The sequence below is a fragment of the Bacillus sp. LQ16 genome, assembly GCF_057784645.1.
In genome coordinates this window covers 414,793-440,204 of record NZ_CM173491.1, presented here as the reverse complement: position 1 = coordinate 440,204, position 25,412 = coordinate 414,793, and the positions used below count along the sequence as shown (strand labels likewise).

General features: G+C 34.5%; 18 protein-coding genes and 2 pseudogenes. 6 read left to right on the top strand and 14 right to left on the bottom strand.

The window, feature by feature from the left end; translation table 11 throughout:
• Positions 1-99: 99 nt before the first annotated feature.
• From AC3EMB_RS02230 to AC3EMB_RS02215, 4 genes are all read right to left on the bottom strand, one after another.
• A complete protein-coding gene (locus tag AC3EMB_RS02230; protein WP_488517433.1) occupies positions 100-3,075 on the bottom strand; it encodes a YhgE/Pip family protein in 2,976 nt (991 codons plus the stop codon).
• A gap of 305 nt (positions 3,076-3,380) precedes the next feature.
• Complete coding sequence (locus AC3EMB_RS02225; protein WP_098125809.1) at positions 3,381-4,172, bottom strand: endonuclease/exonuclease/phosphatase family protein; 792 nt, start codon at positions 4,170-4,172, stop codon at positions 3,381-3,383.
• A 4-nt stretch (positions 4,173-4,176) separates the two neighbouring features.
• Positions 4,177-5,814, bottom strand: a complete 1,638-nt coding sequence (locus AC3EMB_RS02220) for a PTS transporter subunit IIBC (RefSeq protein WP_098125808.1) — start codon at positions 5,812-5,814, stop codon at positions 4,177-4,179.
• A gap of 205 nt (positions 5,815-6,019) precedes the next feature.
• Positions 6,020-7,684, bottom strand: coding sequence for a glycoside hydrolase family 13 protein (locus AC3EMB_RS02215; RefSeq protein ID WP_001044701.1), 1,665 nt, complete (start codon positions 7,682-7,684; stop codon positions 6,020-6,022).
• Between the two features lie 243 nt (positions 7,685-7,927).
• On the opposite strand from AC3EMB_RS02215, the gene AC3EMB_RS02210 reads away from it, so the two are divergent.
• Entirely contained in the window at positions 7,928-9,262 is a 1,335-nt protein-coding gene (locus tag AC3EMB_RS02210; RefSeq protein ID WP_488517432.1) for an FAD-binding oxidoreductase, read from the top strand.
• Positions 9,263-9,385: 123 nt separating this feature from the next.
• Here the strand turns inward: AC3EMB_RS02210 and AC3EMB_RS02205 are convergent, their stop codons facing one another.
• The 9 genes and pseudogenes from AC3EMB_RS02205 to AC3EMB_RS02165 form a co-directional block, all read right to left on the bottom strand.
• Positions 9,386-10,069 carry an ABC transporter permease gene (locus AC3EMB_RS02205; RefSeq protein ID WP_488517431.1) on the bottom strand — a complete coding sequence of 228 codons (684 nt, stop codon included), beginning with the start codon at positions 10,067-10,069 and terminating at the stop codon, positions 9,386-9,388.
• 156 nt (positions 10,070-10,225) lie between these two features.
• Complete coding sequence (locus AC3EMB_RS02200) at positions 10,226-10,915, bottom strand: Crp/Fnr family transcriptional regulator (protein ID WP_001081906.1); 690 nt, start codon at positions 10,913-10,915, stop codon at positions 10,226-10,228.
• Positions 10,916-11,116: 201 nt separating this feature from the next.
• Positions 11,117-12,079, bottom strand: coding sequence for a carbamate kinase (gene arcC, locus AC3EMB_RS02195; protein ID WP_098236019.1), 963 nt, complete (start codon positions 12,077-12,079; stop codon positions 11,117-11,119).
• 37 nt (positions 12,080-12,116) lie between these two features.
• Positions 12,117-13,532: an arginine-ornithine antiporter gene (gene arcD, locus AC3EMB_RS02190; RefSeq protein ID WP_488517430.1), complete on the bottom strand. Its 1,416-nt coding sequence runs from the start codon at positions 13,530-13,532 to the stop codon at positions 12,117-12,119.
• A gap of 99 nt (positions 13,533-13,631) precedes the next feature.
• Positions 13,632-14,630, bottom strand: coding sequence for an ornithine carbamoyltransferase (gene argF, locus AC3EMB_RS02185; protein WP_000930283.1), 999 nt, complete (start codon positions 14,628-14,630; stop codon positions 13,632-13,634).
• Between the two features lie 30 nt (positions 14,631-14,660).
• On the bottom strand, positions 14,661-15,893 hold the full coding sequence (gene arcA / locus AC3EMB_RS02180) for an arginine deiminase (RefSeq protein WP_000682331.1): 1,233 nt from the start codon (positions 15,891-15,893) through the stop codon (positions 14,661-14,663).
• A 268-nt stretch (positions 15,894-16,161) separates the two neighbouring features.
• Positions 16,162-16,611: an arginine repressor gene (gene argR / locus AC3EMB_RS02175; RefSeq protein ID WP_000711826.1), complete on the bottom strand. Its 450-nt coding sequence runs from the start codon at positions 16,609-16,611 to the stop codon at positions 16,162-16,164.
• Between the two features lie 146 nt (positions 16,612-16,757).
• Positions 16,758-17,330: pseudogene (locus AC3EMB_RS02170) on the bottom strand (methyl-accepting chemotaxis protein); the annotation flags it as partial.
• A 369-nt stretch (positions 17,331-17,699) separates the two neighbouring features.
• Positions 17,700-17,885 (bottom strand): annotated as a pseudogene (locus tag AC3EMB_RS02165) (HAMP domain-containing protein); the annotation flags it as partial.
• A 375-nt stretch (positions 17,886-18,260) separates the two neighbouring features.
• On the opposite strand from AC3EMB_RS02165, the gene AC3EMB_RS02160 reads away from it, so the two are divergent.
• The 3 genes from AC3EMB_RS02160 (at position 18,261) to AC3EMB_RS02150 (ending at position 20,703) form a co-directional block, all read left to right on the top strand.
• Complete coding sequence (locus tag AC3EMB_RS02160; protein WP_053565361.1) at positions 18,261-18,983, top strand: amino acid ABC transporter ATP-binding protein; 723 nt, start codon at positions 18,261-18,263, stop codon at positions 18,981-18,983.
• Positions 18,984-19,105: 122 nt separating this feature from the next.
• Positions 19,106-19,900, top strand: a complete 795-nt coding sequence (locus AC3EMB_RS02155; RefSeq protein ID WP_000823754.1) for an ABC transporter substrate-binding protein — start codon at positions 19,106-19,108, stop codon at positions 19,898-19,900.
• Between the two features lie 47 nt (positions 19,901-19,947).
• A complete protein-coding gene (locus tag AC3EMB_RS02150) occupies positions 19,948-20,703 on the top strand; it encodes an amino acid ABC transporter permease (RefSeq protein ID WP_488517429.1) in 756 nt (251 codons plus the stop codon).
• A 53-nt stretch (positions 20,704-20,756) separates the two neighbouring features.
• Here the strand turns inward: AC3EMB_RS02150 and desB are convergent, their stop codons facing one another.
• Positions 20,757-21,842 carry a Delta(10) desaturase DesB gene (gene desB, locus AC3EMB_RS02145; protein WP_000661219.1) on the bottom strand — a complete coding sequence of 362 codons (1,086 nt, stop codon included), beginning with the start codon at positions 21,840-21,842 and terminating at the stop codon, positions 20,757-20,759.
• A gap of 581 nt (positions 21,843-22,423) precedes the next feature.
• Between desB and AC3EMB_RS02140 the strand changes: the two genes are divergently transcribed.
• Both AC3EMB_RS02140 and AC3EMB_RS02135 read left to right on the top strand, forming a co-directional pair.
• Positions 22,424-23,950: an FAD-dependent oxidoreductase gene (locus AC3EMB_RS02140; protein WP_095691478.1), complete on the top strand. Its 1,527-nt coding sequence runs from the start codon at positions 22,424-22,426 to the stop codon at positions 23,948-23,950.
• A gap of 143 nt (positions 23,951-24,093) precedes the next feature.
• Positions 24,094-25,401 (top strand): MFS transporter, encoded by a 1,308-nt coding sequence (locus AC3EMB_RS02135; protein ID WP_423098052.1) that lies wholly within the window; start codon positions 24,094-24,096, stop codon positions 25,399-25,401.
• The last annotated feature ends 11 nt before the right edge of the window (positions 25,402-25,412 follow it).

Below are 25,412 nucleotides of genomic sequence, written 5' to 3'. Positions count from 1 at the left end.
GACATAACTAGTTTAAGAATCACCAAACAGAAGCATTAAAAAAATTAAAATTTGATTAAACAAAAAGGTTCCTACCTCTATCGGTAGGAACCTTTTATTTTAGTGAATGATTTTACTTCCTTTTGCATTCTCAACAAATTTTTCACTTGATTTGTTAATTGGTGTTTTCAGTAATAACGCAGCAACAATCATAACTACTACGAAAGCACTTAACACAAGTAAATCTCGCGTTACGATATCCCAAAGCATTCCACCAACTGTTTCACGAATTGCGCTAATTGCGTATGTGAATGGTAAGAACGGATAAATCGCTTGGAAGAACGCTGGTGTCATTTGGATTGGGAATGTTCCGCCCGATCCTGCTACTTGTAGTACAAGTAAAATAATCGCCATCGATTTCCCAACGTTTCCGAAAATAGAAACGAGTGAGTATACGATACAAACGAAGACTCCACCAATAAATAAACTAAATAACACAAACCAGAACTTATCGACTACGTACGTACCGAGTAAGAATATATCTCCCATCGATACGATAAACGCTTGTGAAAGACCTATCGTTAAGAATGTTAATAAACGTCCGAAGTAAATTTCATGGCTCTTATAATTCGCGCCCTCTTCGTGTACTTCTACCGTTAATAATGAAACCATTAATAATGCGCCTACCCATAATGCAAGCACTGTATAGAATGGTGACATCGCTGAACCGTAGTTCGGCATCGCAAATAATTTATTTTCTTTTAAATTTACTGGATTCGCAAAGTAATCACTTTGCTTTTCAACATCATTTTTCAATAAGCGTATAATGTCTTTTAAATCCTCTTCAGATTCAAAATCACGAATTTTATCTGCTAATTCTTTAATCTTTTTCTCAGTAGCTGGCATTTCAGCTTTAATGTCTGCTAATTTCTTTTTACCATCTACTAAACCTTTTGATGAATCTTCTAGTAATTTTTTAACATCTGGAAGCTTTTTGTCTGCCTCTTTTAAAATTTGAGATGTATTTTTAGACATCTCTTTTGTGCGAGCAATTGCTGCATTGAAATTTGGAGTGATTTCTGAGTCATATTTAGCTAAAATGTCACCAATTTGGCCCGAAACACTTTTAGACACTTGATTAATACTTTCAATAACATCAGCTGCTGGTTTTTGACCTTTATTAATAGCGTCAATTCCTTTATCAGTTAAATCCATTCCTTTTTGCAAACCATCTTTTGCTTTATTTAACTTAGAAATTGTACCATTAAGGTTTTTATCACTATTCACATCAGCTAACACTTTATTTGTACTTTCCAGAACTGGAATCATGTCATTAACTAAATTCCAACTTGATTTGAACTGCCCATTCAAATCATTTAAGGCTACTTTTGTAGAATCTAATCCGTTAACACCTTTGTTACTTAAGTCTTCTCTTGCTTTTTCAAGCTCTGTTTTTAATCTGCTGTAATCATTTACAGCTTTATCATATTTCTCTCTACCATTGTCTAACGCTTCATTTGTTTGGTTTACTAACTCATTTGCCTTTTTGATATCTTGATTTAAATTACCTCTTAGTTGCTGCGCATCTTCTTTTACATTCTCAGCTTTGTTTTTCAATTGCTCAGCTGTGCTTACTGCTTTTTCGAAATCTGCTACAAACGTCGCATTATAATCTGCTTCTGCTTGATTTACCAAGTTATTTATTGTATCCAATTTTTTATTAGCAGCATCTCTTACATCTTGCTTCACTTCTTGCCCTGTACCAATAATATTGGCAATATCTTTAACGCCACCATTTGCATTTTCAATAGCTGATTTAAGATTTGTTAATCTTTCTATTCTCTTTTGGAAGAATTCTTTTCCAAAATCAGTTGATGCAGACTCTTTAAATTTAGTAAAGACATCAATTAAATATGAAACACTATCTGCTCGACCTTGCAGCGTCTCAGAAACCTTATTAAGATCTTGTTTCGCTTTTTCTGGATCAAAATTACCATTTTGCAACCCATTTATAACGCCTTGTGCATAAGTTGTTCCAACACGTATTGAACTAAAAACATTATTTACAGTTTGATTAATATTTTTAGCAATGTTTTTATACCCCTCACCATTCACTTGCGGTAACGCTGGAATTTCTGGTATTTGTGGTACTTGCGGAATAGTTATATTAGGCAACACTGGGAATTTAGCTGGATCTGGAAGTGCCAGATTGAAATCCAATGATGGATTCTTTAAGAAATCCGTAATTGCCGCCGCACCATCTAAACCTTTTTGCATTACCATTAAATTATTCTTAATAGTTCCCGGAGCACGATTCAATGTTTCATCATTTCTCGCAAAGAATTTATCTAAATTCCCTAACGCTTCTTGCCCATCATTCATAACACTCTCTACAACTGGCAACTCTTTTTGCGCTACTTTCACAACATCTTCTGCTCGAGTTGCATCATCTAATGCCTTATCCATAAGTGTATTCATTTCTGGGAACTGCGCTTCTAACTTAAATACAAGATCTTTTACTTTTTCGATACTTGGTAAGTTTGTTTCTAAATCGATTCCAAGGTCATTGAAAATTTTAAAAATCTCACCGTTTGCTGTTTTTACAAAGTTTTTACTAATTTCTTCTGTAATACCTGATGCACCTTTTGCTGTAATCTTCGGTGCAATCGCGTTTACTTTTTCATTCACATAGTAATCCAGTTCTGGTTTTTTGGGATTTTCATCCAGAACAGTTGCAATTTTTTCAGAGAAGTCTTTTGGAATCGTAATACTTGCATAATAATCCCCACGCTCAACTCCGTAAATCGCTTGTTTTTCATCTACAAATTTCCAGCCAAGATTTTTGTTTTTCTTAAGGGAGTCTACAATCTCTTTCCCGATATTAATATCTTTCCCTCTTAAATTAGAACCTGCATCTTGGTTAGAAACTGCAATGGGAACCTCTTTTGTATTTCCATACGGATCCCAAGAAGCTTTAATGTTAAACCATGCATATAACGATGGTAAAATCATTAATCCTAAAACAATAACAATTGCAGCCCAATGTTTGGCTACATTCCGTAAATCTGTCTTATAAATACGCCAAATCTGTTTCATAGAAGTTATCACCTAATTATATATTTTTCCTTCTTTAGAAAATGATACATGCATTTTGCAATTATATCACTTTCTACATCGTGTATTAACCAAAAACGTACTATTTTTTCCCATTAACTTTCACTTACTTTATTATATAACGAAGTGAGTCAAAGTATGAATACAAAATGACCAAATCGGTTTTACATTCAATAATAACAAATATATATGAAATGTCATAAAAAATACAAGTATTTTCTCTTGGAAATACTTGTATTCCTAAAAAAAATCCTCACAGCTTTTATTCTCTGTGAGGATTTCTTCTATTATATATCCAATTGAACCTCTACACCGAAATGATCTGAAATTACATTTCTGTTTGTACCATTAAAAATAACTTTTGAAGAATGAACTTTTTTACTTTGGTTACACAATATTAGATCGATTCGCAAATTATGTTTATTTTCATCCCAACCAGCAATCTCGCCTTGGACAGTCGTTCCTTCATCATTCTCTATTGCTAATTCATATGTGTCATACAACCCTTTTTGCATCATATACTCATAACCTTCGCCTTCCAAGCGAGCATTGTTATTAAAATCCCCCATTAAGAAGGCGAGCTTATTACTATCTACACGCTCCATCAAACGATCAACTTGCCCTTTGAATGACTCTTCTTCATCATTCCACCAACCGAGATGGCAAGAGTAAAACGTTATATCTTTACCATTATAAGCAATTGTTGTACTTACAATTTTACGCGTTTTCCAATACGTTGTATCCTCGTTTTCTGAAATAAAGAACGTATCTTCTTTTATAATATTATGCTTCGTTATAATCGCTAATCCTTCTTCGTACACGTCATAACCAATATGAGAGAAATCCCAAGTAATATTGTAATCTTTTACATGTAGTGCTTTTAACTCTTCTAATAGTAAAAGTCCAAAATTATCTTTTTTCTTGTTACCGCATACATTTTCAGCTTGTATGGACTGACTTACTTCTTGCAATGCGATGACATCGTACTCTTCTTCTTGAATTACTTTAGCAAGGTATTTTATCTTTTCTATTTGATTCTCTTCTTGCCAAGAATGACAGTTTAAAGTTAGCAATTTCATATTATTACGCACCTAACATATCTTGAATGTCTGACTTTAATACGTCAGCTTTCGGACCATATACTGCTTGTACACCTTTATCTTTTACAATAAGCCCTAAAGCACCATTTTGTTTCCACTGTGCTTCTGGTGCAACAACATCTAAGTCTTTTACTGTTACACGTAAGCGTGTCATACAAGCATCTACGTCAGCAATATTTTCTTTTCCACCTAATAAATCGATAACTTTTGTTGCTAATGAACCATCTTGTACATTTCCTGTTCCTTCTGATGCCTCATCTTCATTATCTATATAGTTACCTGCACGCCCTGGTGTTGGTAAGTTGAATTTTTTAATTAAGAAATTAAATAGTGAAAAGTTAAGACCGAAGAACACTAATGAAACAATAACAAAGTTGATTAAGTCTCTTGTTAAACCTGCGTTAACCATCATTGGTGTACGAGTAATTAACTCAATAAATCCGAATGCATGAACACGTAAGTTAATTAAATCAGCTAGCGCGAATGCAAGTCCTGTTGTAATAGCATATACAACATATAATACTGGAGCAATAAACATGAACATGAATTCAATTGGTTCTGTTACACCTGTTAAGAATACTGCTAATGCTGCTGATAAAAACATTGGTTTATATTTTGCACGCTTTTCTTTATCAACGTTACGGAACATCGCAAATGCAATCCCCATTAACGCTGCTGTTGAGCCGATAACTTGTCCAGCTTTGAAACGAGCTGGTACAACGTTATTTAATAAATCGTTATATGCCTTCGTATCTCCATTTGCTAATAAATTATTTAAATCTGTAATCCATGCAAGCCATAATGGATCTTGTCCTGCTACAACTTGTCCAACTTTTGAACCAGTTAGCATCGTATATGTTCCGCCTAGCTCTGTATAGTTCATCGGAATCGTTAACATATGGTGTAAACCAAATGGTAATAATAAACGCTCTAACGTTCCATATACAAACGGTGCAACAACTGGTGCACTATCTTTTGAAGCTGCAATCCAGCGACCAAATTCATTTAACCCACTTTGGATGAATGGCCATAGAAGTGATAATACAATCGCAGTAACTGTAGACCAAAGAATTACAACGAATGGTACAAATCGTTTTCCATTAAAGAATGCTAATGCCTGTGGCAGTTTATTATAGTTATAATATTTGTTATATAGATTAGCTCCTAAGAAACCTGTGATAATCCCCACGAAAACTCCCATGTTTAATGCTGGTGCACCAAGTACAGAAGTAAAGTAATCTTTTACAAGTAAATCTCCTGCTATTACTGAAGAAACTGTCGCTTTTGAATCCGCTAACATTTGAGCGTTTACGCCAAATATAGCTCCTGTAATTCGGTTTGTTAAGACGAATGCTAATAGCGCTGCAAATGCACCACCTGCACGATCCTTCGCCCAAGATCCCCCAATTGCTACTGCGAATAAGATGTGTAGATTTGTAATGATTGCCCAACCGATGTCTTCCATTACGCGAGCGATTGTATGAACTGCGTTAACATCCCCAGCAGACATACCAATTAACTTACCGATGGAAATCATTAAACCAGCTGCTGGCATTACGGCTACAACAACTAATAACGCTTTCCCGAACTTTTGCCAAAAATCAAAAGACGTAATTTTCATCTGTTCTTCCTCCCCTTTATTTATAACAACATAATGATTTAAATTATAATTTCTGTTCCCTTTATGAAAACGATTCCTTATGTTACTTTATTTTTATCTTTACGCAACCGTTTTCATAAATCTATTTTAATAAAAGCGTTTTCACTTTGCAATAGAAATTTATTTTTTTTCATAAAAAAAGATGCTCAAAGAGCATCCTTTTTTATTATGAAATGCGATAAACCCTTGTTTCATAAGGTTTTAAAGCAATTGTTGTTACTTCTTCATGTTCCGCAACTTCATAGTTATTTAAAAGCAAACGTTTGCGTTCTAGTGCAAATAAATCCTCATTATACACTGCTTCCTCTTTTGAGATATTACTAATTACAATGACTTTTTCATCCTGTAACGTACGTGTATATGCATAAATTTGTGGATCGTCTTCTAAAAGTAAATCGTACGTACCATAGTTCAGTACATCGTGCTCTTTTTTCAGGGCAATCATTTTCTTATAGAAATTGAAAATAGACTTTTCTTCATTTTTTTGCTTTTCAACATTAATTTCTTTGTAATTTGGATTCATGCTAAACCAAGGTGTACTTGTTGTGAAACCAGCATTCATCTCATCATTCCACTGCATAGGTGTACGTGAATTATCGCGGCAAGAAGCCCATATAATCTCCATCATATCTTGATGTGGTACGCCCTCTGCAATTTTCTCGCGATATAAATTTTTAATTGCTACATCATCGTAATCTTCAATATTTGGTAACTGAACATTTGTCATACCAATTTCTTGTCCTTGATAAATAAACGGTGTACCGTGCATAAAGAAATACATCGCTCCTAGAGCTGTTGCACTTTCACGCCAATATTGTTTATCATCTCCCCATGTTGAAACGATACGTGGTTTATCGTGATTTTCAATATATAAAGCGTTCCATCCTTTATTCTCTAATCCTTTTTGCCATTTCGTTAATACTTTTTTCAATCCTACAACATCAAGGTCTTTCTTCTTCTCTGCATCCCATAAACTTAAATGTTCAAACTGGAATACCATATTGAACTTACCTTGCTCTTCTCCAACCCAAAGCTCAGCATCTTCAATCTTAACGCCATTTGCTTCACCAACAGTCATAATATCGTACTTAGAGAATGTATTTTCTTTTAGCTCTTCTAATAAAGGTTGAATACCTTTCACATTCATATGTTTATCAAAAGATGGCACATATTTTAACTCTTTTGGATTTGGCATATCCTTAAGGCCTTCTTCTTTTTTAATATGACTGATCGCATCAACGCGGAAACCATCAATACCTTTATCAAGCCACCAATTAACCGTATCATATAGTACTTCGCGAACTTCTTTATTCTCCCAGTTCAAATCTGGTTGTTTACGTGAGAATAGATGTAAATAATATTGTTCTGTTTCTTCATCATATTCCCATGCCGAACCATTAAAAATACTTTCCCAGTTGTTTGGCTCCGCACCATCTTTACCATCATGCCAAATATACCAATCACGCTTCGGATTATCTTTAGATGAACGTGATTCAATAAACCATGGATGTTCATCACTCGTATGATTAATAACTAAATCAATAATAAGCTTCATATCACGCTTATGAACTTCATCTAGTAAAGCATCAAAGTCTGCCATTGTACCAAACTCATCCATAATATCTTGATAATCACTAATATCATAACCATTATCATCATTAGGTGACTTATACATTGGACAAATCCAAATTACATCTATACCTAAATCTTTTAAATAATCCAGTTTTGCAATAATACCTTGTAAATCTCCAATACCATCACCATTTGAATCCATAAAGCTTCGTGGATAAATTTGATAAGCAACTGCTTCTTTCCACCATGTCTTATTCATAGTCCTTCTCTCCTTTTGCATCCCATCAGAATTTTATGCAAACGTTTTCGTAACACTATCATAACAAAATATGAACAGTTTGCAACTGTTTTCATTGAACTCTATGTAGATTCTTTATTCTTATGCTTTATTTATTTCTCACAAAGGTAAATCTCATTCTCCACCTCTCCTTGTCCACGCGTATTACAGACATTTTTCATATATTAATAAAAAGCTCTGATTATTTTGGAAAGGAGTAAGAAATTGAAGCAAACAAAATTAACAGGTCGTATCGTTGTTCCCACAGATCCTGACTACAATGTAGCCCGAATGAATTTAAATTTAAGTATTCCAAAACTCCCTTGTATTATTGTTTTTTGTCAAAATAACAAGGATATCTGTAACGCCTTAAAATGGGCACGTGAACGTCATATACCATTTCGGTTAAGAAGTGGACGTCATAGCTATGAAAATTTTTCTCTTTTAAATAGAGGACTTATTATTGATGTGAGTGAAATGCATCGCATTACTGTTAATACAGAGAAATTAACAGCAACAATTGAGGCTGGTGCAAATCTTGGCACTGTTTATAAAGAACTTTGGAATTACGGTGTTACAATTCCTGCTGGTACAAGTGCAAGCGTTGGAGTTGTTGGATTAGCACTTGGCGGTGGTATTGGTATGCTTTCGCGCTTATTTGGATTAACATGTGATCAATTAATAGAAGTGGAAATGGTACAAGCGTGTGGAAAATTTGGTGCAAAACTCATTCGTGCAAATGAACAAGAAAACTCTAACCTTTTTTGGGCATGCCGTGGTGGCGGTGGTGGAAACTTCGGAATTGTCACTTCCTTAACTTTTCGAGTCCACCCGATAAAAAATGTATCAATTTTCTCAATTACATGGGAATGGGAAGACTTTATTGCTGCATTTCAAGCGTGGCAAAACTGGGCACCTTATATAGATGAACGTCTCACTTCATCGATCGAATTATTCGCCAAGCAACGAAATAAAATTGAAGCACAAGGCGAGTTTGTCGGTTCTCCCTCTGAACTCCATTCCCTATTATCCCCTCTTCTTGAAACTGGTAGCCCCTCTCTCTTTATAGAAGAAGTTCCTTATATAAAGGCTGTCGAATTTTTTAATGGCGGTAACATCCCTGAAAATTTCAAGCGCTCTGGTTCCTATGTCTATAAACCTATTCCCCTTAAAGGCATTCAAATCATGCAATACTTTCTTTCTCATGCACCAAATAAAGATGCTAGTATTTGGCATCAATCGCTCATAGGTGCTGTTGAAAATATTTCGCCGAATGAGACGGCTTATTTTCATCGTAAAGCAATTATTGCTCAAGAATACATTACCTCTTGGAAATGCGATGATGAAGAAAATCAAAATATACGCTGGGTTAAAGATTTACGAGAAAGCTTAGATCCTTATACACTAGGTGACTATGTGAACTGGCCCGATATCGACATTAAAAATTGGCAAACTAGTTATTATGGCTCTAACTTTCACAGATTGCGTAAAGTAAAAACCATGTATGATCCTTGTGATGTTTTTCATTTCCAACAAAGTATTCCTCCTTTTCATACGTGAAACAAGGGGATAACATAAAAAATCATCCAATATACCGTTACCTTGCAGTATGTTGGATGATTCAAGTTGATTTTCTATATCGTTTCAAATTATTGCTCCTACTCATAAACTTTTACTTACAGATTAATTGTACTTCGTATCATTTTCATGCAATGAATGTAATTTAATATTTGGTACTTTATCTTTTTCAATACCATTATTATAAGAAACAGGAACTTGAAATTCGAATTGTTTTGTCTCGTGTTTTTGTAAATAGACTGGTTTCGGTACTGAATAACTTTTTGAATTCTCGTTTGCATTATCATATAAAACAACTTTTAATGCTTGTGAATGATTACGATAATTTTTTAAAGTAACAATGCACTTCGGTTCGATATTATCTCCATTTTTCTCCATACTACACTGGCTATCTTCTTTTTTATATTCTATTGCTTCTACCCCTGTTTTTCCTGCGTAGTACCATGTTTTATTCAATGTCTGGATGATGTTATTTAAAATAAACGGCATCATTACAATCAATATACTAATGCCTACTACTTTTATCTTATTCATTTTTCTAAATGTACTAGACTCCTTTTTTCCTAGCCATTTTAAAAATAATATAAATGCAATTACATGTAGTATGAAAGAAACAATCAATATATTTGAGACTTTATAATTCATATAAACATACGTATGTATCGGAACCTTATAGACATTGAATAGTTTTTCCCCAATTAATTCATTATCATTTGGAATTTTTAATAATAACAAAACCCCTATACTGTAACAAATAGCTACTAATCGATCATACTCAATACGAATCATTCTTTCTCCCCTTCACTTTGTTTTTTATTATCGATTTTAGCTATTATTACCATACTATACAATCTTTTTATAGAGGATAACGTAAAAAAGTTCCTTATAAATATATAAAGAACCTTATTAATATACATTATGAATTAAAAAATCAATATACAATTTTCACATTGAGATTTCTTCAAAATATGTTGGATTGTGTATTGTAATTTTTTTATCTAAAATTGTAACAATGCTATCATTTTTTAATTGTTTTAATACGCTGCTAACTGTCTCTCGAGATGTTCCAGATATTTTGGATATTTCAATTGTTGTAAGTGGACATGAAATTACAATCTTTTCCCCACTCTGTTCTCCTAAATCCTGCATTAAATAATTTAACGTTTGGATAACACGATCTTGTGCATTAGGAATTGTAATATTTTGCACTCGATTTTCATTCAATTTTAATATAGATGATAATTGCTGAACAACGTACATCAATTGCGTTCTGCTGGATTTTACCATATCTTCAAAGATTACCGTTGGAATATAATATACCTCCACATCCGTCATTGCTTCTGCTGTATAGTTATATCCTCTGTCTGTAAACATACCACCATAAGGAAAAATAGAATACCGCTTTACATAGTCATCGTATAATAAGTTCCCATTTTGATTAACCCGCTCTAACTTTACAAAACCATCTAACATGAAGTAAATTCTTTCCCTTGAATCCCCTTCTAAAAATAAAAATTGACCTTTTTTATAAGTTCGCCAATAAACAAACTCTGTTAAGCCTTTCAATTTTTTTTCTGTTAAATGAGCAAATAATTCGAACTGCTTTAAGTCTTTCACTACGTTCCGTCTATTCATAAAATTCCCTCTCTCTTGCTGTATGTTGGAGCGAAAAATCAAGAAAGCGTATTCAATTTGAATTTTATCATAATTAACTTGTATATTCAGATTTCATCATGAAAACTTTATGAACAATGAATACAAAAAATATTAATAAATAAAAAGAATGAAGTTACTAACTCCATTCTTTTTTAATACTAAGTAGCGTACATAATAATTTTAAACACACATGCATACATTCTGTTTTGAAATAATAGTACCGGCTTTTTCTTCTAGTGCTTCATATACTTTTTCTAAAGACGTAATAATTGTTTTTCTTTTTGGATTTGTATTAACAAAATTAATAGCAGCTTCAATTTTTGGAAGCATGCTTCCCGCAGCAAATTGTTGTTCTTCAATATATTCTTCTAATTGATTCACTGTGACATACTCTAATTTTTTTTGATTCGGTTGATTATAATTTACATACACATGATCAACTGCAGTTAAAATAACGAGCGTATCGGCATCTACTAATTCTGCTAATTTCTGCGCAGCGAAATCTTTATCGATAACCGCTTCAGTTCCTTTTAACCCTTCTTCAGAATCAATTACTGGAATTCCACCTCCGCCCACAGCTATCACTATGTTTCCATCTTCGACCAAAGAATTAATCACTTTATGTTCATGAATACTTACAGGCTTCGGTGATGGAACAACACGTCTCCATCCTCTACCAGCATCTTCTTTAAATACTGCTTTTGTTTCATCCATTAATCTTCTGGCCTCTTCTTCTGTATAAAAAGGACCAATTGGTTTAGTTGGATTTTTAAATGCCTCATCTTTTTTATCCACAACAACACGTGTTATAACCGTTGCTACATCTTTGTTTATATTCCGTTTTTTCAATGCCTTTTCAATTGCATTTTCCATCCAATATCCAATCATCCCTTGGCTCATTGCCCCACAAGTATCTAATGGCATTGCAGGTGTCTTTTCCGTTTCTGCAGCTTTTTGCTGTAATAAAATATTCCCCACTTGCGGGCCATTTCCATGCGCAATTACTATATCCACATCATTTTCCATTATTTTCACAAGTTGTTCCGCCGTTTTTTCCAACGCTTCTTGCTGCGCTCCCGCAGTAGCCTCTCCAGACTGTATCGCATTTCCCCCTAGTGCAACTACAATTTTTCTTCGTACCATATTTCAGCCCTCCAGTTCATTTCGCTTTCACAGCGCTTTATAAAGTAATACTGCCTGTAATTAATCCATAAATCGCAAAGAATGCTAAAGCACCAATTGCTACGGATGATGCTAATTCCACTCGAGTAAATATTTGCTTCGAACTCTTTTGCTTTTGAACATTGTAAAAAATAAAAATACCTGGCGCATATAAAGTCATTGTTAATAATAAATACTCTAAACCGGCTGCATAAACTAACCACACGCCATAAATACTTGCGATCAAGCCAATTATTATATTTTTATTTCGATCTGCTTCTTCAGACTTTAAGCTATGCTTCAGTTGATAAAATGCTGAAAAAGCATATGGGATTAAAATAGCTGAAGATGCTAAAGAGAATGCAAAGTTATACGCCTGATCAGAAACGACGAATGTTAACAAGAATATTTGTATTAAACCATTTGTTATCCATAATGAATTTACTGGAGCCTTATTTTTATTTTCTTTTGCGAACCATTTTGGAAATACTCCATCTTTAGCCGCTAAATATGGAATTTCAGAAGCGAGCAAAGTCCAACCTAACCAAGCACCTAATACAGAGATGACTAAACCTAAATTAATAAAGATAGCACCCCATTTTCCAACAACACTTTCAAATAAATAAGCCATAGCCGGATTTTTCAAACCAGCAATATCTGCTTGTTGCATAAGTCCAAGAGACAATAATGTGATTAAAATGTAAATGATGAGTGTACCAATTAAACCAATAACCGTTGCTTTCCCTACATCACTTCTATTTTTTGCTCGACTGGATAAAACAACAGCCCCTTCTACCCCAATAAATACCCATAGAGTTACAAGCATTGTACTTTTAACTTGGCTGCCAACTGCTCCCCATGAAAAAGAACCAGTTTGCCCCCAAAATCCATCTAAGAACGTATCAATATGAAACGCGAAGATTCCTATAACAATAAATACAAATACAGGTACTAATTTTGCGATTGTAGTTACTAAATTCACAAGTGCTGCTGATTGAACTCCACGTAAAATTAACATGTGAACACACCACAATAATACGCTTGCACCAATAATGGATTCTACATTTTGACCGCCTTCAAAGATCGGGAAGAAATATCCTAATGAAGAAAATAATAATGTACCGTAAGCTACATTCCCAAGCCAAGCAGATAGCCAGTATCCCCACGCACTATTAAACCCCATAAAATCACCAAATCCTGCTTTTGCATAGCTAAAAATACCACCATCTAAATCTGGCCGTTTTACAGTTAGATTTTGAAAAGATAATCCAAGTGCAATCATCCCAATTCCTGTTATAACCCAGCCAATAATAATGGCTCCAGCACCAGCACCTTTTGCCATATCACTCGCTAAATTAAAGGCTCCACCGCCAATCATAGACCCAACTACAAGAGCCGTTAGTGTAAACAACCCTAATTTCTTATCTTCACCCATTCCACTCACCTCTCTTTAATTGCAATAACAATACAAAAGCAATAGTGAATGATAGTGTCTAAAGGAGGAGAAAGAAGAAAGGAAGACTCCCTTTCTTCTTTACTCCATGTTTCCTAAAGTAGCTGCCATAACCGCTTTAATTGTATGCATTCTATTTTCAGCTTGATCAAATACTTTTGAATGTTTACTGCGGAATACTTCGTCAGTTACCTCCATTTCTTTCAACCCATATTTCTCGTAAACTTCTTCGCCATACATCGTTTCAACATCATGAAATGCAGGTAAACAATGTAAGAAAATCACGTTTTCATTCCCTGTTTCTTTAATCATTTTCATATTTACTTGATAAGGTCTCAATAACTCGACACGTTCAGCAAATTTTTCTTCTTCCCCCATAGACACCCATACATCTGTATAAATTACATCTGCATTCGCAACAGCTTCTTCCACATTACTTGTTATCATTACCTGTTCATTATATTTTTTTGCTAAATCAATTACTTCTTGTGCAGGCCATAAAGATTCTGGTGTGCAAATACGTACATCCATTCCAACGATTGCTCCACCAACTAGTAAGCTATTAGCAACATTATTTCGTCCATCTCCAACGTAAACGAGCTTCACATTTTTCAACTTCCCTACATGTTCTCTAATTGTTAATAAATCTGCTAGTGTTTGTGTTGGATGCCACATGTCTGTTAATCCATTCCAAACTGGCACACCAGAATTTTGTGCTAAAGATTCTACAGTCTCATGATTAAATCCACGAAACTCAATTCCGTCAAACATACGCCCTAACACTTTTGCTGTATCCTCTACGGATTCTTTTTTCCCAAGCTGAATATCACCTTTCCCTAAATATTCAGGATTCGCCCCTAAATCTGTACACGCTACTGTAAATGCACAGCGCGTACGAGTGGAGGTTTTTTCAAATAAGAGCGCTACATTCTTATCTTCTAAATAATGATGCGGGATACCATTTTTCTTTTTCTCTTTTAATTCTGCTGCCAAATCTAGAAAATATAACAATTCTTCTTGTGTAAAATCTTTTTCTGCTAGAAAGCTTCTTCCTTTTAAATTTGGTCTAGTCATTAACATACTTCATCCCTACTTTCTCCGTTATTTATACTAAATATCTTTACGAACAATTGGCATACTCATGCAACGTGGACCCCCACGACCACGAGATAATTCCGAACTTAGCACTTCAATTACTTCTATACCATGCTCCCGTAATAACGTATTGGATACATAGTTGCGATCATATGTAACAACTACACCTGGTGCGATTGCTAATGTGTTCGAGCCATCATTCCATTGTTCACGAGCAGAAGCAATTACATCTCCTCCTCCACATGGAATAAGAACTAATTCACTTAAGCCTAATACCTCTTTTAATGCTTCCATTAAAGAAGTACGATGTGTAATTTTAAGAGTTTCCTCATCTGATCCTTTTTCTAAAATATAAATATTCATATTCCCTTTTGGCCCTTGAATGGCTGGATGAATTGTAAACTTGTCATAATCAACCATTGTAAATACTGTATCTAAATGCATAAATGCTCGGCATTTTGGAATTTCTATCGCTAACACTTTCTTAATTTTATTTTGTCGGCTAAAGAGATTTTTAGCTAAACGTTCAATTGCTTTAGCTGAAGTACGAGCAGACACTCCAATCGCAATTGTTTCTTCATTTAAAATTAGCTCGTCGCCACCTTCAATTGGAAATTTATAATCACGATCTAACCAGATTGGTACATTATGTTTTGCAAATCTTGGATGATATTTGATGATGTACTCCATGAATAATGATTCACGTCTACGCGCTGGTTCTCTCATCTTATTTATCGTTAAGCCATCGCCCACGCTAGCTGCTGGATCACGAGTAAAATATAAATTAGGCATTGGATCTAAGTAAAACGGATAATGATCTTCCATTAATTCATATAAATGTGTCTTCTTACTTGTTTCAATTTCGTTTTTCCGTACACCGCCCATAATTTTTTGAATTAATTCTTCATTTGAAAAGGAAAGTAAATATTCTTTTAAAGTTTGATGTGCAACATTTACGTCAGCCTGTCCTTCTTTTAAAATACGATCAACAAATTCTTCTCGAAGTTTTTTATCTACTAACGCCTCAGCGGCTAGTTTTTCTAAATAAAGAACTTCAACACCCCGATTGCGTAACGTTTGTGCAAAATAATCATGCTCTTTTTGAATAATTGGTAAGTATGGAATATCATCAAATAATAATTGCTGCAAATAATCTGGCGTCAAGTTTTCCACTTCTTTACCCGGTCGTTTTAATAAAACCGTTTGTAATTCCCCAATTTCTGAAGTAACATGTATCGGATGTTTCATTTGTTGTACCTCCTTTTAAATATGTTTGATGTCTTACAAGTACATAATAAATGCTCTGCACTTTTATCTTTGTGAAAGCATCCACATTATCATTGTGAAATATTAAACAAGTTATTTTTTTAAAATCATACGAATTTGTATTTTTATAACAAACTCTCTCGCTTTTTCAATAAAAAACACATATATTACGCATATATGTTGAATATTTAACTTCCGCATTTAAACAAAAATCCTGTTTTTAATTTTATTAAAAACAGGATTTTTGCATCTAAATAATTAAATTTAATCTTTCTTCTATAATCTCCCTATCTGATTTCGACTGTGAAATTATAAGGCATGTATCATTTCCACATATACATCCTATTTTTTCTTTCCAATCTAACTCATCAAATAAAACACCAATAACATGTGCATTACCAGGTAAGGTTTTAATAACCATTAATTGATCTACACAATCAATTTTCACAACAACTTCTCGTAATTTTTTCTTTAACTTTATATCAGTTTGTAAATGCTCTTCTGAGAAAACTTTATATATCATTAATCCTTCTTGAGAAGGTACCTTCGTTAAGTTTAACTCACGAATATCGCGAGAAACCGTAGCTTGTGTTACTAATACATCTTTTTTTGCTAACAATTCTACTAATCTTTCTTGCTTATCTATTTCATACTCCTTTACAAATTGTTTAATTAACCGTTGTCTTTTTTCTTTTTTCATAAAAGACACCCCTTTTAATATTATAGCTCGCTATAATTTTCATCCGAAAGGGAGAGAAAAGAATGTTGCGGAAACGTTCATAGTTTAACTGTAAATATTAAATCAAACTAAATAAAAAAGAGAAGAACAGCATTCTGTTCTTCCTTTTACATTGAAAATCGTTCAATTGTTTGTTTCAAATCAGTTGCTTGCTTCTCTAAATCCTTTAATAATTGATCGATTACTATCATATTTTTAGACTGTTGTAGCGTCACACGCGCCACTTCTTGCGAACCAGCTGACGTTTCTTCAGCAATTGCTGCTACAGCTTTTGTTTGTGCTCCTGTTTGATGAATGTGGCTCACTTGTTCATTCATATAACTACTAATTTGCTGAGTTGCATCGGCTACTTCCATAACACTTGATGACATTTCTTTTAAAATTAATTCCGTAGCTTCCCCACGTTTCGCCTCTTCTTTAGCTATTTTCACTTGTTCTGTCATTTTCATTGCAACTTGTTGTACTTCATCTTGCATATTCCGTAATAACTGAGATATGTTTCTTGCAGAATGATCACTTTCATCAGCAAGTTTACGTACTTCTTCCGCAACAACCGCAAAACCTCTTCCATGCTCTCCTGCGCGAGCTGCCTCAATAGAAGCATTTAGTGCTAATAAATTCGTTTGGCTAGCAATCGCACTCACAACAGACACAATATGTTCTACTTGTTTCATTCGTTCTTCTAACTTCTGTACATTTTGCATGGAATCTTCATTTTCTTTTGCCAATGTTTGAATACCTTGAATTAAAGACGTAAAGACACGAGTACTATGCCCTAAAGCTTGAACCATTTCTGAAGACAACGTATCAGACTGCTTCGCTTTTTCTTCTACTTCACTTGCAATAGACGTCGTTGTATCAACAGCAGAAACAATTGCTTGAATTGATGCTGCTGATTGCTCAGCGCCTGAAGAAATCTCTGCAAGAGTCTCAGATACACCTTGCGCTTGTCTCGTTGCTTCGCCTGTTTGTTTTCTAATCTGCTGTACTTGATTGTTTGTATAAGAAAATGTTGTATCAATATTTTTTACCATGCCCCTTAAGTTTCCTAACATCATATTAAATGCAACACTTAAAGATTTAATTTCATCATCTGTCTTCGGTAATGGAACATCTTCACGAATATCACCCTCAGCTGCTTTTCTTGCCGCTTCCTCTAACTTGCGAAGCGGTTTAATTAAAAATACGGCTGCTCCATATGCTAAAATTCCAGACCATACTACCCCTAATAACATAACGATAATATTATATACTGTTTGACTTACATAACTTTGAAAATAATCGTATATCACGTAAATAAAAAATATACTTGTTGAATATGTAATGAGAGCTAAAACTGTAGTGAATAGCATAAGTTGTGTACGTAATCCAAAAGAAAATGTTTTCCTTTCTTTTTCCATCTTCTCTTTCCCCCTTTTTATAAGCAATATAAATACTACCTATATATTATTATCCATATTTTCATTATAGAAGGATATAGGGATTTTAAAAATTATTATTTCTTTGAATATCAAATTGCACGAAAAAAATAAAGGATTCTGACAATTTGTGACTAATAACAGAAATAAGGGGCAACATTTGTAAAATATATTTTTAACTGGGGGTTTTGTATGATTCAAGTTCGAAATCTAGTAAAATCATTCGGTTCACTTGATGTGTTAAAAGGAATTGATTTAGAAGTAAAAGAAAAAGAAGTTGTTGTTTTAATTGGTGCCAGTGGTTCTGGTAAAAGTACATTACTTCGCTGTCTTAACTTTTTAGAAATGTACGATGAAGGCGAAATTCACTTACAAGGTGAGCGAATTGATCCAAAGCATTCAAATTTAAATAAAGTCCGTGAAAATGTCGGTATGGTTTTTCAGCACTTTAACCTCTTTCCTCATATGACCTCACTAGAAAACATCATAGAAGCACCTATTCACGTAAAAAAATTAGAGAAAGCAAATGCAAAGGATATTGGAAATCAACTTCTCCAAAAAGTCGGCCTTCAAGATAAAGCGGATGTAACTCCTCATCTTCTTTCAGGTGGTCAAAAACAGCGCATTGCCATTGCACGAGCTCTTGCAATGAGCCCTAAGATTATGCTATTTGATGAACCTACCTCAGCTTTAGACCCTGAACTTGTTGGAGAAGTATTGCAAGTTATGAAAGAACTTGCTGAAGAAGGGATGACAATGGTTATTGTTACTCATGAAATGAATTTCGCAAGAGACGTAGCTGATCGCGTCATCTTTATGGATGATGGAAAGATTGTAGAAGATGCTACGCCAGCACAATTCTTTTCAGCTCCATCACATGAACGAGCAAAACAATTTTTACGCAACGTTTTATAATGTAACTTCTGTTTCAAACGAAAAGGAATACATTCATACGGTGCACAACTAATCATCCAAATAAAATATTTCAATAACATACTAAAAAACCATCCGTATGATCAATATATAGGAGGGGTTTTATGAAAAGAAAACTATTAACCATTGTTGCGAGCATTACACTATGTACATCCTTCATACTAGGAGCTTGTAGCAAAGAAAGCTCTACTACTTCATCAAATGGTGAAAAAGAATTTCGCTATGCGATGAGTGGATTATACAAACCTTTTAACTATAAAGAAAATGACGGCAAACTTGTCGGCTTTGATGTAGAAATCGGTGAAGCTCTTGCTAAAAAGATGAACATGAAGGCTACGCCCGTTACAAACCCATGGGAAACGCTGATTCAAGGTCTTCAAGCGAAGAAATATGATGTAATACTGGGTAGTATGGCAATTACAGAGGAGCGCTTAAAAGCTGTTAGTTTCTCAAATCCGTACTATCGCTCTGGCGCCCAAATTTTTGTAGCTAAAAAGAATACCGCTATCTCTTCTCCAGAAGATTTAAAAGGTAAGAAAATTGGTGTTGTAAAAGCTAGTACCTTTAAAAATCTTGTTGCAAAATATACAGATCAAATCACAGAATATGACAGCGATATTACTGCTCTTATGGACTTAGAGCCTGGGCGTGTCGACGCAGTAATTACGGATCAAATGGTTGGTCTACGTATGATAAAAGAAGGAAAATCAAATATAAAAGAAGCCGGAAAACCATTAAATCTTGATGAAATGGGAATTGCTATTCGCAAAGATGATAAAGAAATGGTTGAGAAAGTAAATAAAGCGTTAGATGAAATCATTAAAGATGGTACGTATGAAAAAATCAGTAAAAAATGGTTCGGGCGTAATATTCTTGGTGAAGAGGAAAAAACGAAGTAAGTAAGTTAGCCATTCAAAAGATTCATAAACAGTGCCCCACTGATTAAGTGTTCATTTTATGTGGGGCATTTCATTCTCTACTAAAATCTATACAATATGAGGTGAAACGCATGTTTGAAATTTTTATCTCTACCTATCCCACACTCTTAAAAGCTACTATTGTCACATTACAATTAACATTAACTTCCCTAGTACTCGGTTCATTAATTGGATTATTATTCGCTTTCTTTCGAATCTCTAACAATAAAGTTTTAAATAGTATCGCTCATATCTATATTGCTATTATTCGTGGTACACCTTTAATCGTTCAAATCGCAATTCTCTATTTTGGCATTACATCTGTCATTGTTTTCTCCCCTTTTTGGGCAGGAGCAATCGCTTTAGCAATTCATAACGGTGCATATGTTACGGAAATTTTCCGAGGATCCATTCAATCCGTCGACCGTGGACAATTGGAAGCCGCTCGCTCCTTAGGTATGCCTTACCCTTTAGCTATGCGCCGGATTATATTACCACAAGCATTTCGTCTGTCTCTTCCTCCTCTAGGAAACCAATTTATTATCGGATTAAAAGACTCTTCACTTGTTGCTTACGTAGGACTGTCCGAATTATGGGGATCAGGTTTATCAATTGCAGCAGGTAACTTCCAACAATTAGATACTTACATGATTGTTGGTGTATACTACCTCGTAATTGTTCTTCTATTTACTTATTTCGTTAATCTTTTAGAAAAACGATTACAACGAAAAGAAACTAACTCCGTCCAATTCCATAAAAAGAACAAAAAGGAAGTTTCTTTATAAGAAAAAGCAAGCCTGAGATGGCTTGCTTTTTCACTGCAAAAATATATTAATTTTTACTGATTTACTTTTTTAATACTCTCGTCTTCCTCTATATGTTCCTCACGATATGAAATATTATGAGGATCTAGTCCATTTCCTAAAGAACCATAGAAATGCTCTCTATGCGGATCCACTAATTCACTTCCGTGATAATACACACGTGGTGTATTCCATAGGGCTGCTAATGCTTTTGTCATCGGCATTTCGTGATAACGTTCCGGCCACATTTCTTTAATCTTCTCTTTTACTAACGGATAGTATTTTGAACTCATAGCCGGGAACAGATGATGTTCTGTATGATATGAGAAATTGAAATGTAAAACGTCTACCCAGCGCGGCACTGTTACTGATAAACAGTTTGCTAACGGATCATTTACTGGAACAATTGGATTTAAGCGGTGATTTGTTGCGATATATGCCATTACAATAAAGTTAGCAATTAACAACGGAATGACATATGCAAATAACCATTTTCCAGGTCCCATAATAAACAATAAACTAATCCAAACTGTCCAAGGCAAAAGAAGTTGAAGCCATACAGATTTTTGATTGGATGACTTGAACTCTTTTATAAAATGAAAGAACATTCGAGTCGAATGCAATGTAAATTGAATTGTTAGTGACAGAAAACTAAAGAATGAACGTACATGTAGAGGCATACGATATACCCAACTCAAAAACTTACTCTTCTTAAGTTTCTCAAGTGTCGGCCATGCATCCGGATCATTCTCTTCATGCTGTGTATGAACATGATGCGTTGCATTATGCCACTTTCTCCAAAGCTTTGGCCCTGTTGATAATGGCATAAATGCAATCGCGCCTAAGAAGTCACGAAGCCATGCCTTTCTTACAACAGTTCCATGTAAAATTTCATGCCCTAAAAATCCTAGTGAAGCAAAACATAATCCAAGAACAATCGCAATTCCTAGATTCGCCCACACATTCAATTCAAATACACCAATCGATATTAATCCCGCCAATGCCACAAGCAAATAAGCCAGTCCACCAAATAAACGAGTAGGCACTGGTTTAAATGCTTTTTTCGGCAAATGTGGTGATACACGTGCTGCATACCACCCAAACGTATGAAGCTCCTTCATCCTTTTGCCCCTTTCTTATGCCGCGCCTTGCGCAACTTACATATATCAATTCTTGCTTCCAGATTGATTTTACTAGATGATCCAAAAAGCATCTATTATAAGGAAAATATACTCACTCTATCGTCACTTATTTTTCGCTTTTATTATCAATGAAAAACATTTCTCTTTTTACCCTCTATCAACCTTTCCACATGATGAATCATAACAATAGAATTTCTATATTGTCAACACCTTTTATGACCTAGTAATAAAAGGTGGTTATATTTTTATAATCATACTTTATTTCACTAAAGAAAATGTATAGATTTCATAAGGATTTACCCACTATATATAGACATTTTCTTAAACGGCATAGACTCTATCTCATTCAATAACTCTCTATGTAATCAACAAATAGAATCATTTGAATTTAGTTTTATATAAATCCTACTTCTTCATAATGCCCCACCTAATTAATTATATTAAAATAATTCATACACTCTTTTAATAAAAATAGACTTCCTCTAAAACAACACACATGAATTTCATATAATATGGAAATATTAAAAGGAAAATTGTTCTAAAATCAGGAGGTTTCCGCAATGACAGGTGATACATTCCCACAACTGCCGCTATCTTATTGGATTGAATCTACTCAATTTCCTACTTTCCCTCGTTTATCCGAAAATATAAAGACGAAAGTTGCTATTATCGGTGCTGGTATTACAGGTATTACTACTGCCTATTTACTTGCAAAAGAAGGCATCGATGTTGTTTTAATTGATTCTGGTCGTATTTTAAACGGAACGACTGGGCATACAACAGCGAAAGTAACAGCACAACATGATCTTATTTATGATGAATTAATAAATCATTTCGGTGTAGAAAAGGCCCGGCTTTACTATGAATCAAATAATAAGGCTCTACAATTCATAAATAAAACTGTTCAAACATATAAAATCGACTGTAATTTCTCAAATGAAGATTCATATTTATATACAACTACCGATAACGGATTAAGAAATTTATCGAAAGAATATGAAGCTTATCAAAAATTAAATATACCTTGTGACTATGTTCAATCTCTATCGATTCCTATTCCAGTACAATCTGCGCTTGTAATGAAAAATCAAGCACAATTCCATCCCCTTCTTTATTTAAAAACACTTTTAGAAAAGTTTGTGGAGATGGGCGGAAAGGTCTACGAACAAACAACAGCCATGGATGTGGAAAAGGGCGATTATCCACAAATAATCACAAAAGAGGGCCATCATATCACTTGTGAATATGTCGTCTCTTGTTCACATTTTCCTTTTTATGATGCGAATAGCTTTTTCTTTACGCGAATGTACGCAGAACGCTCCTACGCTCTTGCAATAAAAGTAAAAACGGAGTATCCAGGTGGCATGTATTTAAGTATTGATGATCCAAAGCGCTCCTTACGCTATATAACAAACAATGGAGAAAAATTAATTTTGATTGGCGGAGAGAGTCATAAAACAGGACAAGGAATAAATACGATGCTTCATTATGAAGCACTCTATTCTTTTGCTGAAGCCACTTTTGGAATAGATGAAGTTCCTTATAGATGGTCAGCACAAGATTTAATTACTCTAGATAAGCTTCCTTATATCGGACATATTAACGAAAGAAATCCAAATATATTTGTTGCAACTGGATATCGCAAATGGGGAATGACAACTGGAACTGCTGCCGCTCACCTACTGAAGGACTCCATCCTAAAAGTTCACAGTCCCTATAAAGAACTGTATGCACCATCACGCTTCCATGCAAATCCAGATATAAAAACGTTCCTCTCCCAAAACATTGATGTTGCGAAACATTTAATTGCAGGAAAGATTGAAACCGCATTACGTAAGCCAGAAGATCTCGAAGTTGGTGAAGGATCTGTCGTACATGTTAACGGTAAACGAGCAGGTGCTTATAAGGACAAAGAAGGAAAATTACATATCGTCGATACAACTTGTACACATCTCGGCTGTGAAGTTGAATGGAATAATGGTGATTGTACTTGGGATTGCCCTTGCCATGGTTCTCGTTTTTCAATTGAGGGAGACGTTCTTGAAGGCCCAGCAGATCAACCGTTAAAACGAGTTGATAATGAGTAAACAAATAAAGAAGTTCAACAGAATTACTGTTGAACTTCTTTATTTGTTATAAAACCTTTTCAGATAAAATTCGACACAAGGAGGAAAATATTAACATTAAATAAAATAATATATTCATCTACACATTAAAAGGGGTGAATATTATGCAACCTTCAGCTTCAGCTCCACCTCATCTAGAATCTACAGAAACTATCTTTCCAATCTCTATTACAAAACTTGTTGTTTTTATTTGTTGGCTAGCCATTTTAGCTGATGGATATGATTTAGGTATTTACGGTGCCGTTCTACCAAAGCTCCTAGAAGACAAAAGCTGGGCGCTATCACCAGCGCATGCTGGTACAATTGCAAGCTATGCTTTATTTGGGATGTTTATTGGGGCTATTCTAGTTGGAACGATTACAGATCTAATTGGGCGTAAATGGACGCTTATATGCTGTTTAGCACTTTTTTCTATCACAATGGGTTTAGCGGCTATCGCTCCTTCTCCTGAGTTATTTGGATTATCTCGATTTATAGGAGGAATCGGATTAGGCGGTGTTATCCCAACAGCTTCAGCACTTACTGTTGAATATTCACCAAAAAAAAGGCAATCTTTTATTTATGCTCTTATGTTTACTGGCTATCCTTTAGGTATCGTGTTAGGTGCTATTTTGTCCATGCTTATGTTAGAAGATTTCGGATGGAGAATTATGTTTGGTATCGGAATGATTCCACTACTCCTCATTCCTTTCATTATTCGCTATTTACCCGAGTCCATTCAATTTTTATTATCACGTAATCGCCAAGAAGAAGTGAACCAAATTCTTAATCGTTTTCAAATTGAATTTCATGTAAAAGATAAAACTCATCAAGACCCATCTACTATACGAAAGAAAAATGGATTTTTCACTTTATTCTCAAAAGAATACATAAAAGCAACGCTACTTTTTTGGATCACTTATATAATGGGAATGTTTTTAATATATGGTTTAAACACTTGGTTACCACAGATGATGCGCCAGGCAGGATATCCTCTTGGGTCTAGTCTGTCATTTCTACTTATGCTAAATATTACCGCAGCTATCGGCGCATTATTCGCTGGAGCAATTGCTGATCGTATAGGAGCAAAAATTGTTATTAGCATCTCTTATCTTATGGCAGCCATATGTATCGGACTATTAACAATCAAACCATCTGTTACAATCATTTATCTTTTAATTGGCCTTGCTGGTATTGGATCAGTCGGTATTACTCAAATATTAAATGCATATGTAACACAATACTTCCCATCACATATCCGAGCTACCTCCTTAGGCTGGGGACTGGGGCTTGGCCGAGTTGGTGCAATTGCTGGCCCAATTCTCGTCGGTATTATTATGACAATGCAATATGACTTAGCATGGAATTTTTACTTATTCTCCTTTGCAGGTCTTATCGCAGCTATATCTGTTTTCTTCATTCCTACAAAATAAAAAGAGCACAA